This window comes from Bradyrhizobium sp. UFLA05-109 (assembly GCF_054185165.1).
The window spans coordinates 191,782-206,117 of record NZ_JBBIAR010000001.1 but is presented as its reverse complement, the minus strand read 5'-3'; the positions used below and the strand labels follow the sequence as shown (position 1 = coordinate 206,117).

Genomic DNA, 14,336 nt, shown 5'->3' with positions numbered 1-14,336 from the left:
TCACCACCACCTCGCGGGCGTGAAGCGGCCGGCGGCCTGCTCGATCACTTCGCCGAGCGAGAACAGCGTCTCCTCGTCGAAGGGACGCCCGATCAGTTGCAGGCCGAGCGGCAGGCCCTGCGCGTCCTTGCCCGCCGGCACGGCGATGCCGGGCAGGCCCGCCATGTTCACTGTCACCGTGAAGATGTCGTTGAGGTACATCTCGACCGGATCGGCGCCACCCTTCTCGCCAATGCCGAAGGCGGCCGACGGTGTCGCCGGCGTGAGGATCGCGTCGACGCCCTTGGCGAAGCAATCCTCAAAATCCTTCTTGATCAGAGTGCGCACTTTCTGCGCGCGCAGATAATAGGCGTCGTAATAGCCGGCCGAGAGCACGTAGGTGCCGATCATGACGCGGCGCTTCACTTCCGCGCCAAAGCCTTCGGCGCGCGTGTTCTCGTACATCTCGATGATGTTGCGTCCCTGCTCGCGCAGGCCGTAGCGCACGCCGTCATAGCGGGCGAGGTTGGACGAGGCTTCCGCCGGCGCGACGATGTAATAGGCCGGCAGCGCGTATTTGGTGTGCGGCAGCGACACCTCGACGAGCTCGGCGCCGGCCGCTTTCAGCCAGGCCGCGCCCGCTTCCCAAAGCTTTTCGATCTCGGCCGGCATGCCGTCGAGACGATATTCCCTGGGAATGCCGATCTTCATGCCCTTCACGGACTTGCCGACCGCGGCTTCGTAGTCCGGCACGGCGCGGTCAACGGACGTCGTGTCCTTCGGATCGTGGCCCGCCATCGAGCGCAGCAGTATCGCGCAATCGCGCACGCTGCGCGCGATCGGACCGGCCTGATCGAGTGAGGATGCAAAGGCGACGATGCCCCAGCGCGAGCAGCGGCCATAGGTCGGCTTGATGCCGACGGTCGCGGTGAACGCTGCCGGCTGGCGGATCGAACCGCCGGTATCGGTTGCAGTCGCGCCCATGCAGAGCAGCGCTGCAACGGCCGAGGCGGAGCCGCCGGACGAGCCGCCCGGCACCAGCGTCGTGTTGGAGCCCTCGCGCCGCCACGGATTGCCGACCGGACCGAAGCAGGAGGTCTCGTTCGACGAGCCCATCGCGAACTCGTCGTTGTTGAGCTTGCCGAGCATGACCGCACCGTCGCGCCAGAGCTGCGAGGTGATGGTCGACTCGTAGGTCGGCACGAAATTGCCGAGAATCTTCGAGCAGGCCGTAGTGCGCACGCCCTTTGTCGCAAACAGGTCCTTGATGCCGAGCGGAATGCCGGCGAGCGGGCCGGCATCACCCCTGGCGATCTTGCTATCGACTTCACGCGCCATGGCGCGCGCCTGGTCGGGCGTCTCCAGGACGAAGGCGTTGAGCGCACGTGCAGCTTCCATCGCGCTCAGATGCGCGTCGGTCAGCTCGAGCGACGTGAATGTCTTGTCGGCGAGACCCTTGCGGGCCTCGGCGAGCGTCAGCGATGTCAAATTGGTCATTTATTGATCGGGCTACAGAAGAACGGAGACAGGGTCTTGTCGTTGGCCGGGTCGTCTTTCTTGGTGGACGCACTCGCCGCCGCCTCGAGCTGGTCGAGCACGGCATTGACGGCCACGTTGGGATCGGCAGCCTTGCCCTGCCGCTCCATCGCGTCGAGATAGTTCATATAGGCCTGATAGGCCTTCTCATCGTCGCATAGCAGGCACATCGAACAGCGTCCTGAACTAGAAACTCACTCTACGACTTTCGGCACCAGGAAAAAGTGACCTTCGGTCGCTGGCGCATTGGCAACGATATCGTCGGCGATCTCGCCGTCCTTGATGACGTCCTGACGCTTCTTCATCTCCATCGGAGTCACGGACGTCATGGGATCGACGCCCTCGACATTGACCTCCGAGAGCTGCTCGACGAAGGCAAGCATGGCGTTGAGCTCGCCCTGGAGATGCGGAACCTCGTCATCGGAAACCGCAATGCGCGCGAGATGCGCGATGCGGCGGACGGTAGCGGCGTCAACGGACATAATATAAGGCCTCGAACGGCAGAAATCAGGTCTGCCGTATAGCAGAGGCCGGTTTTGCGCCGCAACCGGCGCTGGGCACATGATCCGGAAAAGTGCGCAGCGGTTTTCCGAAAGATCATGCGCAAACAATAGCCTAAAGCGCGATGACGATCCTCCGGGATCTCATCGGGCCTAGCCGGCCAGCGCTTTCAGGCGGGCCTGCGCGGATTGGGCCAGATCCCGGGTCAATTCGGCCGCTTGTATCTCGCGCCCCATACCGATGGCCTGCCCGGCCCAGAGATTGGTGAAATCCACCCTGCCTTGCTTCTCGGCTGCCGCCTTCAACGGCCCCAGCGCGGTCGCGGCATGGGGAAAGGCCGGCGCGTCCGGCGAAATCGGGCCGGCTTCGCGCATCAGGCGGTTCTGCACGCCGCGCGCCGGCCGCCCGGTCATCACATTGGTGATGACCGTGGAATCGTCCCGCGCCTCGGCGAGCGCCTTGCGACCGCCGGCGCTGACCTTGGATTCCGGGCAGCGCAAATAGGCACTGCCGATCTGCACGCCGGCCGCGCCAAGCGCGAAGGCGGCCGCGATACCGCGCCCATCTGCGATACCGCCGCAGGCGATCACCGGCACCCTGACGGCATCGACCACCTGCGGCACCAGCGCGAAGGTGCCGGGCTGCTCCGAGATATTCTCAGTGAGGAACATGCCGCGATGGCCGCCCGCCTCGGCGCCCTGCGCGATCACGGCATCGACGCCGTGCTGCTCCAGCCAGACCGCTTCCTTCACGGTGGTAGCGGAGGAAATCACGAGGCAGCCAGCCGCCTTGACGCGCTTCAGCAGCGCCTCCGCCGGCAGGCCGAAATGGAAGCTGACGACTTCCGGCTTCAGCTCCTCGACGACCTCGCAGAACGCCGCATCGAACGGCGCGCGGTTGGCGGCATTGATGGGCGCTGCCGGATCGAGACCATGCTCTTTGTAATAGCCCGTGAGCCGCTGCTTCCAGCGCGCATCGGCCTCGGCCGTGAGTTCGAGAGGCTTGTGGCAGAAGAAGTTCATATTCACCGGCGCAGCGACACGCTGACGAATGAGATTGACCTGCTCGCGCGCCTTCTCTGCCGACAGCATCGCGCATGGCAGCGAGCCCAGCGCACCGCCTTGCGCAGCCGCGATCACGAGCTCCGCATCCATCACGCCAGCCATCGGCGCCAGCACGATCGGGAATTCGGTCTTGAAGAGGTTGATCAGTCGACGGTCAGGCCACATGGTTGTTCTCTCTTGTTTAAGCAGCAGAAGCGACCGAGTTGCGCCGGCCGGCCAGCAGCTGCTCGGCCTCCGTCGCGATCCGCTCGACGATTTCGGCCGCCGGCGGAATATCATGGATCAGGCCGACCGCCTCGCCCGCGATCACAGCGGCGACATCGAAATTGCCGCTCGCCTTTGCGGCGGCATAATCGGCCGCAACCTTGGCGACATTCTGCATCAATTCGACCTCGCGGCCCATCCAGCGCCGGGCGTGATCGTTGATCAGGCACCGCCCGGTAAACGGCGCCGGCCAGACATTGTTGCGGGAGAGATCGAAAACTATGCCGCGCACGGTCGAGCCGCTCGTTGCATCACAGATGCGCCGCTTCGCCTCATCCGCGCCGTCGGCCTCCTGGCTCGCATAAAAGCGCGTGCCGAGCAGCACGCCGCTTGCGCCCAGCATCATCATGGCGGCGAGCCCGCGCCCGTCGGCGATGCCGCCGGCCGCGACCACCGGCACGCGACCCGCCGCGAGATCGACGATTGCAGGCACGAGGTCGACGGTGGTACGGGATGCGCCATGGCCGCCTGCTTCGGTGCCTTGCGCGACGAGAACGTCCGCGCCGGCATCGAGCGCCTGTCGCGCCATGGCCTCGTCCTGCACCTGGCAGATCAGCCGCGCGCCGGCAGATTTGATCTTTGACGCGAATGGCGCGGGATCGCCGAACGAGAGCATGATAGCGTTGGGGTGCGCTGCGAGCGCGATGTCGAGAAGCTCAGGGCGCCTGGCGAGGCTCCAGGTGATGAAGCCGATACCGAACGGCGCGCGCAGCGCGTTCAGCTTCGCCGTCTCCTGCTCCAGCCAAGCCCTCTCGCCATAGCCGCCCCCCAGAACACCAAAGCCACCGGCGCGGCTCACCGCCGTCACCAGGCTGTTTCCCGCGATGATATCCATCGGAGCAAGCAGGATCGGGTGCTCGATGCCGAGCAGCGTGGTCAGTGGTGTGGTGATCGACATGGCTCCTCCCGTATGGACAGCAAGGCTAAGTGGGAATAGCATTCTCGAAAATTGAATTCTTGCGAACGCTGCCATCTCTAAAACGAAACGACGCCATGGAACTCAGCGATATCAAGACCTTCGCCGCGGTAGCCCGCACCGGCGGCATCACCCGCGCCGCCGAAGAACTCAACACCGTGCAATCGAATGTCACCCAACGGATCAAGGCGCTGGAGTCCGAGATCGGCACGCCGTTGTTCGAGCGCCACAGCCGCGGCATGACGCTGACCGGCGCCGGCAAGAGGCTTTTGCCTTACGCGCAACGGATGGCGGCGCTCTCGCGCGAGGCCGTGCTCGCCGCGCGCGATGACGGCGAGCCCAGGGGTCCGCTCGCGATCGGCTCTATGGAGACGACCGCCGCCGTGCGCCTGCCGCCGCTGCTCGCCGATTACCATCGCCGCTTCCCCGCCGTGCGGCTGAGCCTGCGCACCGCGACATCAGCCGATCTCGTCGCCGCCGTGCTCGATGGCGCGCTCGACGGCGCCTTCGTCGCGGGTCCCATCGAACATGTCGATCTCACTGCCGTCAGCGCATTCCGCGAGGAGCTCGTGCTGGTCAGCGCGCGCCGCTGGGCATCACTGAAGGAGCTGCGCGCCGGCACGCCGGAATCCGGGCCGACGGCGCTGGTGTTCCGCACCGGCTGCACCTATCGCCAGCGGCTCGAGCAGATCTTCGTCGAGTTCGGCTGGCCGTCGGCCGCGCGCTTCGAGCTCGGCACGCTCGACGGTATGATCGGCTGCGTCGCCGCCGACATGGGCGTGACGCTGCTGCCGCGCGCGGTGGTCGATCGCAGCGCGATGATCGACAACGTGTCGGTCCACACGCTTCCCGCAGCCTACGCGCGCGTCGAGACGCTGTTCATCCAGCGTCGCGCCGGCCACCAGTACAGCGCGCTAAAGGGGTTTGTGTCCTGCCTGAACAGGGATGACGAGGTCATCGCGGCCTGAGCGACCAACGCCGAAGCGCTACGACTGCCCAGATCGCCTCCACCACGCCGAACGGCCAGGCGCCTTGCAGGAAACCATAGGCCGAGCCGAGCGCACAGGATGCGGCGAACAGCATCACGAACCAATGGCTGCGATCCTCCAGCGCATAGCAGACCAGCATCGCCGTCACCGCGAACAGGCCGAATAGGGTCAGCGCATCCATTGTTCTTGGTTCACTCCGCAGCGCTTCGCATGGTATGCGCTAACGCCATGCCGGCTCCTATCCTACCTCTCATCGACGCTGCAACCCACTGGCCCGCGCGCGGTGCGCTGATCGGGCTCGATCTCGGCACCAAGACGATCGGCGTTGCCGTCTCCGATCCGGACCGGCGGCTCGCGACCGGCGTCGAGACCATCCAGCGCAAGGCGTTCAAGCAGGACGCCGCGCGCCTGCTCGCCATCGCCGCAGAGCGCAAGGCAGTCGGCTTCGTGCTCGGGCTGCCCATCAACATGGACGGCAGCGAGGGCCCGCGCGCGCAATCGACCCGCGCCTTCGCCCGCAATCTCGCCGGCCTCACGGCACTGCCGATCGGCCTGTGGGACGAGCGCCTCTCGACCTCGGCCGTCGAGCGCGAGCTGATCGGCATGGACGTCAGCCGCGCCAAACGCGCCGAGGTGATCGACGAGCACGCCGCGATCTTCATCCTGCAAGGCGCGCTCGATCGCCTCGCCAATCTTCGCACGACCTCGGGGACGGACTGACCCATGGCGGTGGTGATTGCGGCGCTGCTGCCGGTCTTCATTCTCATTGTGCTCGGCGTGGCGCTGAAACACAGCCTGATGCGGCTCGACACGCAATGGCACGGGCTGGAGCGGCTGACCTATTACGTGCTGTTTCCGATGCTGCTGATCCAGACGCTGGTCAAGGCGGATCTCAGTCGGGTGCCGGTCGCAGGCGTCGGCGGCGCGTTGCTGCTGTCCGCGCTCGCGATGTCGCTGCTCTGCCTGGCGCTGCGCCCGGCCCTGGCGCGGCTCGACATCGACGGCCCCGCCTTCACCTCGATCTTCCAGGGCGCGACCCGCTGGCAGACCTATGTCGCGCTGTCGGTCTCCGCCAATCTGTTCGGCGATGTCGGTCTCGCCCTCGCCTCCGTTGCGATGGTCGCGATCATTCCGCTGGTCAACGTGTTCAGCGTCGCTGTGCTCGCGCATTACGCCTCGCCAAACAAGCAGTCCGTCGGCGCCATCGTCATGACCGTGGCGAGCAACCCGCTGATCTGGGCCTGCGCGATTGGCCTTCTCGTCAACGTCCTGCACCTGCCGCTGCCAAAGATCTGGCACGAGGTGGCGGATGCGCTGAGCCGCTCCTCGCTTGCGATCGGCCTGCTCGTCACCGGCGCGGGCCTGCATCTGAACGGCCTGCTCCGCCCGAGCGTGGGTGCTGCCATCGGCGTCGCCTTCAAGCTCGTGCTGATGCCCGTAATCGCGCTTCTGTTGGCGCTATGGTTCGGACTGACCGGGACGAGCCTTGCGATCATCGCAGTCTGTGCGGCGGTACCAACCTCGCCCAGCGCCTATGTGCTGGCCCGCCAGATGGGCGGCGATGCGCCGCTGCTGGCACAGATCATCACGCTGCAGACGATTTTGGCGGCGATCACGATGCCGATTGCGATCGCGCTGGTGGCAGCGCGCTAGACGTAGCGCCCCAATGTAAGGAAGATCACGGTGTTGCAGGCCGAATGAGCCACCACTGTGGTCCATGTGGAATTGCTGGTCCATCGAAGATAGCCAAGAACAAGTCCAAACGCGAAAATGATTGTGCGTCCGAACCAATCGTACTGGGTATGATTTAGCGCCCAGACAGCCGACGTGAGGAAGATAGCTCCGATCGGACCGAGAAAGGATTGCGACCAACCGCGGAACAGGAAGCCGCGAACCACAAGCTCTTCCATAAGAGGTCCAGCGATACAGCCTCCAATAAGCCACACTAGCAATCCGCCAACGCTCCCTACGATGAGCGTAGGGTCGGATTGATATCCACCCGTGCTCATCTTCGACAGCACAAATCCTTCAATCGACATAAAGATCATCGTGATGGCGAGAGCACGGACGATTTCGCCCCCGGTTGGCCATTCAGAGCGAGATATTCGCCGAACTCTCTCCCAGCCATCCGGATGGCAACCCAAAGCACTGCGATGGCGGCCGGCGCTCCCGAAACAAGGAAGACCCCATACCAGCGTCCCTGTGACGCCAACATCTGGAATTCTCCTGGCGCGAAGGCCTTCGCTCCGAGGCTCGCGGCCAGAATGAAATTCAACACCATCCAGCCTGTGAGAACGAAAGCGCCGTCTGCAATCAAGGCAACTAGCGTCGTCTCCCAAAAATCCCACGTCCGAGGCGCGGACTGCGAGCCGACGATTGGATCGCCTACGTTCTTGAGATCGGTCATAAAGGATTTTCGCAACAACTTTTCGGGGATTTAAACCCCCCCCTCTACCCAGAGTATCTAGGCGTATTGCCGATCGTTAATAAGAAATGGCAATCGCATCGGCAGTGCGCCCGCGGGGGCCGCGGAACCCCGAGTGGCAAGCCCTTCGCTAGCTCCCCAGCCACATCGTCAGCACCACCGCCGTCAGATTGTTCAGCGCATGGAGCACGACCGTGAGCCACAGCGAGTTGCCGCGGTAGCGCATGTAGCCGAACCACAGTCCGATTGAGAACACCTCGGCAAGGAAGTACATGTCGTACTGGAGATGCACGGCGGTCCAGACCAGCGACGACAGGATGATCGCGCCGGGCACGCGCAAAAAGCTTTCCGACCAGCCGCGGTAGAGGAAGCCCCGCGCGATCACCTCCTCGGACATCGGCGCTGCGATACTGAAGGCGAGCACGAGCATCGTCGCCGCGCCCTTGTCGCGTCCCGACTTCAAGAGATCGGTCATGAATCCCGGCGTCGACTCGCGGCCCAGCGCACGCGACAACGTCTCCCAGATCACCACGATCAGGATGAGACCGACGGCACCGAGCAGAATCTGCAACCAGGATGGCCAGCGCAGCGCGAGGTAGTCGGCAAAGGAAGCTCCCTTCAGGCGAATGGCCAGCCATACTGCGGCCAGCGTCGTCGGCAAGCCCGCGATCACCGACAGCGCCAGCGCCTGTGGATCGCGGCCGACGGACTCAAGCGACGCCATGTCGATCGGGCCGCCGCGATGCGCGACGAGATAGACGATGGTACCGATCTGGCCGACGAACATCGCGGCGAAGACGAACAGGCCCCACAGCGCCGTGCCCCAGAATTTCCAAACGCGCGGCGCGCCGTCTGCAGGCGTCACGATGAGCGGCGGGTGGTCGGGATTGAGAGTGTCCATCAAGGGGCTTTCGTTGGGCGCGGCAAACTATCGAGAGATCGTCATGCCCGGGCTTGTCCCCGGCATCCACGCCCTTCGCGCCGCGCTGTGACACGTGGATGGCCGGGTCAAGCCCGGCCATGACGGGTGGTGAGAGCGTCCCCCGATCAAGGAAGCGCCCGCCCCAGAAGACCGCGAACATCGTCCACGTCCAGCTCCACCGCGCCATACATGCTGGCGTGGGTGGTGCCGAGGCGTGTCGCGGCGAACAATTCGGCGTTGCGGGGGGAGACGATGTTGAGCGCCGCGGCGGCCGACAGCAGTGCCAGCTTCTCAACCGCAAGCCGCGCCACGCGCTCGCTATCGGCGCGACGGAAGGCCTTGCGGAGGAAGCTTACCGTTTCGCCTGAGCCAGGCAGCCCCTCGGTCTCGGCCTCCAGGTCTAGCAGCACGGCCATCGCGGCCTCCGGCTCGCGGGCGAGGGCGCGGAGAACATCGAGGCACATCACGTTGCCCGAACCTTCCCAGATCGCATTCACCGGCGACTCCCGATAGTGGCGCGCCAAAATGCCGTCTTCGACATAGCCATTGCCGCCGAGGCATTCCATGGCCTCATAGAGAAACGCCGGCGCACACTTGCAGACCCAGTATTTGATCGCGGGTGTCAGCAGCCGCATATAGGCGGCTTCGGTCGCATCGTGCGGCGTACGGTCGAAGGCGCGGCAGAGTCGCATCACCAGCGCAACGCTCGCCTCGACATGCAGCGCCATGTCCGACAGCACCGCCTGCATCAGCGGCTGATCGGCGAGATGTTTCTGGAATACGCTGCGGTGACGCGCGTGGTGCAGCGCATGCACAAGCCCCGAACGCATCAGACCAACCGAGGCGATCGCGCAATCCTGCCGCGTCAGCTGCACCATCTGGATGATGGTGCGGATGCCCTTGCCCTCCTCGCCGACGGCTTCGGCATGGGCGCCGACGAACTCGACCTCCGAGGAGGCATTGGAGCGGTTGCCGAGCTTGTCTTTCAGCCGCTGGAACTGGATCGCGTTCACCGATCCGTCCGGTGCGAAGCGCGGCATGAAGAAGCAGGTCAGCCCGCCCTCGGCCTGCGCCAGCACGAGGAAGGCGTCGCACATCGGCGCCGACATGAACCATTTGTGGCCGGTGATACGGTAAGCGTTCCCATCGCGCACCGCGCGCGTCATGTTGGCGCGCACGTCGGTACCGCCCTGCTTCTCGGTCATGCCCATGCCGAGCGTCATGCCGCGCTTCTCCCACCACGGCGCGAAGGTGGGATCGTAGCTTTTCGTCGAGAGCACCGGCATCACGCGCGCAAGCAGGTCGGGTTGCATCGCCAGCGCCGCGACGGAAGCGCGTGTCATGGTGATCGGGCAGAGATGTCCGGTCTCGACCTGCGAAGCGACGTAGAACTTTGCCGCGCGGATGACCTCGGCCGCATCGCCCGCAGGTTTTCCGTCCGCAGCCCAGGTGGAATTGTGCACGCCGGCATGCGCGCTGTGCGCCATCAGCTCGTGATAGGCGGGATGAAACTCAACCTGGTCGCGGCGGTTGCCCTTGGAATCAAAGGTGCGGAGTTTGGGGGTGTTTTCGTTGGCGATGCGCCCACGCTCGGCCATCGCTGCCGAGCCCCAATGCCTGCCGAACGCGGATAGCTCCTGTTCGGCAGCGGTCCCACCATTGGCCTTCACCGCCTCGACCAGCGGCCGGTCCGCAGCAAACAAGTCGACGTCCTCCAGGGGCGGCGACTGGTTGAAGACCTCGTGGGTTGCGAAGCTCGGCTGGGTCATGACGTGTCCTTGGACCGGAATCAGTTCCGCCGCGGCTGGATGGGGAAATCATAGGCCGCCCCGCCCGCCCCCGGCAGGGAAAAATGCCACCACTCCTTCGAATAGTTCACAAAGCCTTGCCGGGCCATCGCAGCGACCAGCCGCTTGCGCCAAGCGCGCTGATCGGCCGTGATCATCGGCGCGGCGGTATGGCCCTTCGCATCCGTGCAATCATAGCCCGTGCCCATGTCGACGCTGCCTTCCGGCGGCCGAGCCTCGACCGGCGCCGTGCAGTCGTCATAGGCCTTCGCGGGATCGTATTTAGCGGAGTTGTCAGCCTTGAGATCGACGAGCGTCAGATCGAGCGCCGCGCCGGTGGAATGCTGCGAGCGGCTCGCGATGTAGCCGAGCCGGAACAGGTCCGTCTTGGGAATCTTCGGGTTGTAGCGCCGCTCGGCCGCCGGCTCGCGACCGTTCTGCGCCCACGCCACCATATCGAGCGATGCGCGCACCGGCCGGTAGCAATCGAACATCTTCAGCGAGAGGTTTTGGCCGGCAAGCTCCTGCTGGATGGCCTTCAGCCGCAACCCCACCTCTCGCTTCACCACGCATTCGCCGGCACTGTAGCCTCTCAGCGGATGGCCGGTGAAATTGTTCGAAGTCGCGTAGCGGATGTCCTGGATGATGGTGGGATCGATGTCGCGCAAATACACGAAGCCGCCGGGGAGCGATTGGGCTGAGACGCAAGCGATTGAGATGATCGCAACAAATAGAGTGAAAATCGCCTTCATGTGCATCGAGCCTTTCTCGCGTCATTCCGGGGCGATGCGAAGCATCGAACCCGGAATCCCGAGATTCCGGGTCTGGCGCTTACGCGCTATCCCGGAATGACGGTGTATCAGACAGATCAGGGGATAACTCACTTCCCTACCTTTGGCCCTTGCCCCCTTACCCATCCCCGCCTATAGCTCTGCTTTTAATGACCCCTGCATCGAAATCGACCTTCGTCCTTGGTCACCGGCATCTGCTGGGCATCGAGGGCCTTTCCGCTGCCGACATCACCGGCCTCCTTGACCTGTCCGAAGAATATGTCGAGGTGAACCGCCAGGTGGACAAGAAACGCGCCGTCCTGCGTGGACGGACGCAAGTGAACTTGTTCTTCGAGGCTTCCACCCGCACCCAATCCTCGTTCGAGATCGCCGGCAAACGCATGGGTGCCGACGTCATGAACATGTCGGTCTCCTCGTCCTCCATGAAGAAGGGCGAGACGCTGATCGACACTGCGGTGACGCTGAATGCCATGCATCCGGACATCCTGGTGGTGCGGCATCACGCCTCCGGCGCGGTGGAACTTCTGGCCCGCAAGGTTGACGGTTCCGTGATCAATGCCGGCGACGGCGCGCATGAGCACCCGACGCAGGCACTGCTGGACGCGCTGACCATCCGCCGCAACAAGGGCCGGATCGAGGGCCTCGTGATCGCGATCTGCGGCGACGTGCTGCATTCGCGAGTCGCCCGCTCCAACATCATCCTGCTCAACACGATGGGCGCCCGCGTCCGCGTCGTCGGGCCCTCCACGCTGCTGCCGCCCGGCATTGAGCGGATGGGCGTCGAAGTTGCGCGCGACATGCGCGAGGGCCTGGAAGGCGCCGACATCGTCATGATGCTGCGGCTCCAGCGCGAACGCATGAACGGCTCCTTCGTGCCGTCCACCAGCGAGTACTTCAACTATTTCGGACTAGACCAGAAAAAGCTCGCCTACGCCAAACCCGATGCGCTGGTGATGCATCCCGGTCCTATGAACCGCGGCGTCGAGATCGACACCGCGGTCGCCGACGGCGCGCAGTCCCTGATCCGCGAACAGGTGGAGATGGGCGTCGCCGTGCGCATGGCGGTGCTGGAAGCGCTCGCCCGTAACCTGCCGAACGCGTGATGCCCATGCTGACCGACCGCCGCCCGATCCTGCTCGCCAACGCCCGCGTCGTCGATCCCTCCAGGGATTTTGACGGCGTCGGCGACGTCCTGATCGCCGACGGCACCATCCGCGAGACCCGCCGCGGCATCGGCGCGGCCGGCGTCCCCGAGGGCACCGACATCGTCAACTGCTCCGGCAAGATCGTGGCTCCCGGTCTGATCGACATGCGCGCCTTCGCTGGAGAGCCAGGCTATGGCCATCGCGAGACCTTTGCGAGCGCGAGCCAGGCGGCCGCGACCGGCGGCATCACCACCGTGATCTGCCAGCCGGATACCTTACCCGTTATCGACAATTCGGCGACCGTCGACTTCGTGATGCGCCGGGCCCGTGACACCGCGATCGTCAACATCCAGCCGATGGCTGCGCTGACCAAGGGGATGCGCGGCGAGGAGATGACCGAGTTCGGTCTCCTGAAAGCCGCCGGCGCTGTCGCCTTCAGCGACGGTGACAGGAGTGTCACCAATGCGCAGGTGATGCGCCGCGCCCTCACCTATGCCCGCGATTTCGACGCGCTGATCGTGCATTACACCGAGGATCCCAACCTCGTCGGCGAAGGCGTCATGAATGAGGGCGAGTTCGCAACCCGCCTCGGCCTGATGGGCATCCCGAACGCTGCGGAAGCCGTGGTGCTGGAGCGCGACATGCGCCTCGTAGCGCTGACCGGCGGCCGCTATCACGCGGCCTCGCTCTCCTGCATCGACTCACTGGATATTCTCAAGCGCGCCCGCGACGCCGGCCTTGCCGTCAGCGCCTCCGTCTCGATCAACCACCTCGCGCTGAACGAGAACGATATCGGGCCTTACCGGACCTTCCTGAAGCTGTCGCCGCCGCTGCGCACCGAGGACGACCGCCGGGCGCTGGTTGCGGCCGTCGGCTCCGGCCTCATCGACGTCATCATGTCCGACCACAATCCGCAGGACGTGGAGGGCAAGCGCTTGCCGTTCGCGGAAGCCGCTCCCGGCGCGGTAGGCCTCGAGACCATGCTGTCGGCGGGCCTGCGGCTGGTGCATAATGGTGAGATGGAACTGAAGACGCTGATCCGGGCAATGTCGACGCGGCCGGCCGAGCTGCTCGGCCTGCCCGGCGGCACCTTGCGCGCCGGCGCGCCGGCCGACGTCATCGTGATCGACGCCGACACACCCTGGGTGCTCGATCCCGCCGATCTCAAATCGCCCTGCAAGAATACGCCCTTCGACGAAGCCCGCTTCTCGGGACGGGTCGTGCGCACCATCGTCGGCGGGCGGACGGTGTTCGAGCATGTCTAGCGTAGCGTTTTCAAGCGAAGTGCATACCGGTTCGCGTCAAGAAAACGCGTCAGGACAAGGCGATGCGTGGGAAATACGCCGGACATGGAGATGCGACGATGGGACTTGAAGCCTTCCTGCCGGTCGCCTTCGTCATCGGCTATCTCCTCGGCTCGATCCCGTTCGGGCTGCTGCTGACCAGGCTTGCCGGCACGCAGGATCTCCGCTCGATCGGGTCCGGCAATATCGGCGCCACCAACGTGCTACGCACCGGCCGCAAGGGGCTTGCCGCGGCAACGCTGCTGCTCGACGCGCTCAAGGGCACCGCGGCGGTGGTGATCGCGGGCTATCTCGCCGGGCCCGATGCGGCGATGATCGCCGGGCTCGGTGCCTTCCTCGGCCACCTGTTCCCGGTCTGGCTCAAGTTCAAAGGCGGCAAGGGCGTTGCGGTCTATATCGGCATCCTGCTTGGCCTGTTCTGGCCGGGCGCGCTGTTCTTCTGCCTGCTCTGGCTCGCGACCGCCTTCACCAGCCGCTATTCCTCGCTCTCGGCGCTGGTCGCAGCCTTCGTGACGCCAATCTTCCTGTGGTGGTTCGGCCACCTCGCACTCGCCTCGCTGTCCGCGGTGCTGACGCTGCTCCTGTTCTACATGCACCGCGAGAACATCAAGCGGCTGCAATCGGGCACCGAGAGCCGGATCGGTCAAAGATCCTAATCCGGAAAAAATACGGATATCGCCGCACCTCTTCCGCAATATATGCCAATTCCTGTT

General features: G+C 64.8%; 16 protein-coding genes. 6 read left to right on the top strand and 10 right to left on the bottom strand.

Annotated elements, in window-relative coordinates; genetic code table 11:
- The 5 genes from gatA to Q3C01_RS00975 form a co-directional block, all read right to left on the bottom strand.
- Nucleotides 1-1,476, bottom strand: coding sequence for an Asp-tRNA(Asn)/Glu-tRNA(Gln) amidotransferase subunit GatA (gatA, locus tag Q3C01_RS00995; protein ID WP_458143126.1), 1,476 nt, complete (start codon nucleotides 1,474-1,476; stop codon nucleotides 1-3).
- Nucleotides 1,473-1,685, bottom strand: a complete 213-nt coding sequence (locus tag Q3C01_RS00990) for a hypothetical protein (protein ID WP_458143125.1) — start codon at nucleotides 1,683-1,685, stop codon at nucleotides 1,473-1,475. Before Q3C01_RS00990 ends, gatA begins: the two co-directional genes overlap by 4 nt.
- A gap of 24 nt (nucleotides 1,686-1,709) precedes the next feature.
- Nucleotides 1,710-1,997 (bottom strand): Asp-tRNA(Asn)/Glu-tRNA(Gln) amidotransferase subunit GatC, encoded by a 288-nt coding sequence (gene gatC, locus Q3C01_RS00985; RefSeq protein ID WP_458143123.1) that lies wholly within the window; start codon nucleotides 1,995-1,997, stop codon nucleotides 1,710-1,712.
- A gap of 171 nt (nucleotides 1,998-2,168) precedes the next feature.
- Nucleotides 2,169-3,245, bottom strand: a complete 1,077-nt coding sequence (locus Q3C01_RS00980) for an NAD(P)H-dependent flavin oxidoreductase (RefSeq protein WP_458143122.1) — start codon at nucleotides 3,243-3,245, stop codon at nucleotides 2,169-2,171.
- A 16-nt stretch (nucleotides 3,246-3,261) separates the two neighbouring features.
- Entirely contained in the window at nucleotides 3,262-4,284 is a 1,023-nt protein-coding gene (locus tag Q3C01_RS00975; protein ID WP_458143120.1) for an NAD(P)H-dependent flavin oxidoreductase, read from the bottom strand.
- Between the two features lie 53 nt (nucleotides 4,285-4,337).
- Here Q3C01_RS00975 and Q3C01_RS00970 point away from each other — a divergent pair, with 53 nt between their 5' ends.
- On the top strand, nucleotides 4,338-5,228 hold the full coding sequence (locus tag Q3C01_RS00970) for a LysR family transcriptional regulator (RefSeq protein WP_458143118.1): 891 nt from the start codon (nucleotides 4,338-4,340) through the stop codon (nucleotides 5,226-5,228).
- Here the strand turns inward: Q3C01_RS00970 and Q3C01_RS00965 are convergent.
- Nucleotides 5,215-5,430, bottom strand: a complete 216-nt coding sequence (locus tag Q3C01_RS00965) for a hypothetical protein (protein WP_458143117.1) — start codon at nucleotides 5,428-5,430, stop codon at nucleotides 5,215-5,217. The genes Q3C01_RS00970 and Q3C01_RS00965 overlap by 14 nt on opposite strands.
- A gap of 47 nt (nucleotides 5,431-5,477) precedes the next feature.
- Here Q3C01_RS00965 and ruvX point away from each other — a divergent pair, with 47 nt between their 5' ends.
- Together ruvX and Q3C01_RS00955 are read left to right on the top strand one after the other, a co-directional pair.
- Nucleotides 5,478-5,969, top strand: a complete 492-nt coding sequence (ruvX, locus tag Q3C01_RS00960; protein ID WP_458143116.1) for a Holliday junction resolvase RuvX — start codon at nucleotides 5,478-5,480, stop codon at nucleotides 5,967-5,969.
- Nucleotides 5,970-5,972: 3 nt separating this feature from the next.
- A complete protein-coding gene (locus tag Q3C01_RS00955; protein ID WP_458143115.1) occupies nucleotides 5,973-6,902 on the top strand; it encodes an AEC family transporter in 930 nt (309 codons plus the stop codon).
- Here Q3C01_RS00955 and Q3C01_RS00950 read toward each other — a convergent pair.
- The 4 genes from Q3C01_RS00950 to Q3C01_RS00935 form a co-directional block, all read right to left on the bottom strand.
- Complete coding sequence (locus tag Q3C01_RS00950; protein ID WP_458143113.1) at nucleotides 6,899-7,288, bottom strand: CPBP family intramembrane glutamic endopeptidase; 390 nt, start codon at nucleotides 7,286-7,288, stop codon at nucleotides 6,899-6,901. The genes Q3C01_RS00955 and Q3C01_RS00950 overlap by 4 nt on opposite strands.
- Before the next feature lie 516 nt (nucleotides 7,289-7,804).
- The gene (locus tag Q3C01_RS00945) at nucleotides 7,805-8,575 is read right to left on the bottom strand and encodes a CPBP family intramembrane glutamic endopeptidase (protein ID WP_458143111.1); all 771 of its coding nucleotides are present in this window, start codon (nucleotides 8,573-8,575) and stop codon (nucleotides 7,805-7,807) included.
- Between the two features lie 146 nt (nucleotides 8,576-8,721).
- Nucleotides 8,722-10,365: an acyl-CoA dehydrogenase family protein gene (locus tag Q3C01_RS00940; protein WP_458143110.1), complete on the bottom strand. Its 1,644-nt coding sequence runs from the start codon at nucleotides 10,363-10,365 to the stop codon at nucleotides 8,722-8,724.
- A gap of 20 nt (nucleotides 10,366-10,385) precedes the next feature.
- Complete coding sequence (locus tag Q3C01_RS00935) at nucleotides 10,386-11,135, bottom strand: M15 family metallopeptidase (RefSeq protein ID WP_458143109.1); 750 nt, start codon at nucleotides 11,133-11,135, stop codon at nucleotides 10,386-10,388.
- A gap of 188 nt (nucleotides 11,136-11,323) precedes the next feature.
- Between Q3C01_RS00935 and Q3C01_RS00930 the strand changes: the two genes are divergently transcribed.
- The 3 genes from Q3C01_RS00930 (at nucleotide 11,324) to plsY (ending at nucleotide 14,279) form a co-directional block, all read left to right on the top strand.
- The gene (locus tag Q3C01_RS00930; RefSeq protein ID WP_027522965.1) at nucleotides 11,324-12,277 is read left to right on the top strand and encodes an aspartate carbamoyltransferase catalytic subunit; all 954 of its coding nucleotides are present in this window, start codon (nucleotides 11,324-11,326) and stop codon (nucleotides 12,275-12,277) included.
- Between the two features lie 5 nt (nucleotides 12,278-12,282).
- Nucleotides 12,283-13,584 carry a dihydroorotase gene (locus tag Q3C01_RS00925; RefSeq protein WP_458143208.1) on the top strand — a complete coding sequence of 434 codons (1,302 nt, stop codon included), beginning with the start codon at nucleotides 12,283-12,285 and terminating at the stop codon, nucleotides 13,582-13,584.
- 98 nt (nucleotides 13,585-13,682) lie between these two features.
- A complete protein-coding gene (gene plsY, locus Q3C01_RS00920) occupies nucleotides 13,683-14,279 on the top strand; it encodes a glycerol-3-phosphate 1-O-acyltransferase PlsY (RefSeq protein WP_458143108.1) in 597 nt (198 codons plus the stop codon).
- Nucleotides 14,280-14,336 lie beyond the last annotated feature (57 nt).

Coding starts and splice junctions, on each gene's coding strand:
- gatA (WP_458143126.1), bottom strand. CDS start 1,476: ATGACCAATTTGACATCGCTGACGCTCGCCGAGGCCCGCAAGGGTCTC.
- Q3C01_RS00990 (WP_458143125.1), bottom strand. CDS start 1,685: ATGTGCCTGCTATGCGACGATGAGAAGGCCTATCAGGCCTATATGAAC.
- gatC (WP_458143123.1), bottom strand. CDS start 1,997: ATGTCCGTTGACGCCGCTACCGTCCGCCGCATCGCGCATCTCGCGCGC.
- Q3C01_RS00980 (WP_458143122.1), bottom strand. CDS start 3,245: ATGTGGCCTGACCGTCGACTGATCAACCTCTTCAAGACCGAATTCCCG.
- Q3C01_RS00975 (WP_458143120.1), bottom strand. CDS start 4,284: ATGCTATTCCCACTTAGCCTTGCTGTCCATACGGGAGGAGCCATGTCG.
- Q3C01_RS00970 (WP_458143118.1), top strand. CDS start 4,338: ATGGAACTCAGCGATATCAAGACCTTCGCCGCGGTAGCCCGCACCGGC.
- Q3C01_RS00965 (WP_458143117.1), bottom strand. CDS start 5,430: ATGGATGCGCTGACCCTATTCGGCCTGTTCGCGGTGACGGCGATGCTG.
- ruvX (WP_458143116.1), top strand. CDS start 5,478: ATGCCGGCTCCTATCCTACCTCTCATCGACGCTGCAACCCACTGGCCC.
- Q3C01_RS00955 (WP_458143115.1), top strand. CDS start 5,973: ATGGCGGTGGTGATTGCGGCGCTGCTGCCGGTCTTCATTCTCATTGTG.
- Q3C01_RS00950 (WP_458143113.1), bottom strand. CDS start 7,288: ATGTCGATTGAAGGATTTGTGCTGTCGAAGATGAGCACGGGTGGATAT.
- Q3C01_RS00945 (WP_458143111.1), bottom strand. CDS start 8,575: ATGGACACTCTCAATCCCGACCACCCGCCGCTCATCGTGACGCCTGCA.
- Q3C01_RS00940 (WP_458143110.1), bottom strand. CDS start 10,365: ATGACCCAGCCGAGCTTCGCAACCCACGAGGTCTTCAACCAGTCGCCG.
- Q3C01_RS00935 (WP_458143109.1), bottom strand. CDS start 11,135: ATGAAGGCGATTTTCACTCTATTTGTTGCGATCATCTCAATCGCTTGC.
- Q3C01_RS00930 (WP_027522965.1), top strand. CDS start 11,324: ATGACCCCTGCATCGAAATCGACCTTCGTCCTTGGTCACCGGCATCTG.
- Q3C01_RS00925 (WP_458143208.1), top strand. CDS start 12,283: ATGCTGACCGACCGCCGCCCGATCCTGCTCGCCAACGCCCGCGTCGTC.
- plsY (WP_458143108.1), top strand. CDS start 13,683: ATGGGACTTGAAGCCTTCCTGCCGGTCGCCTTCGTCATCGGCTATCTC.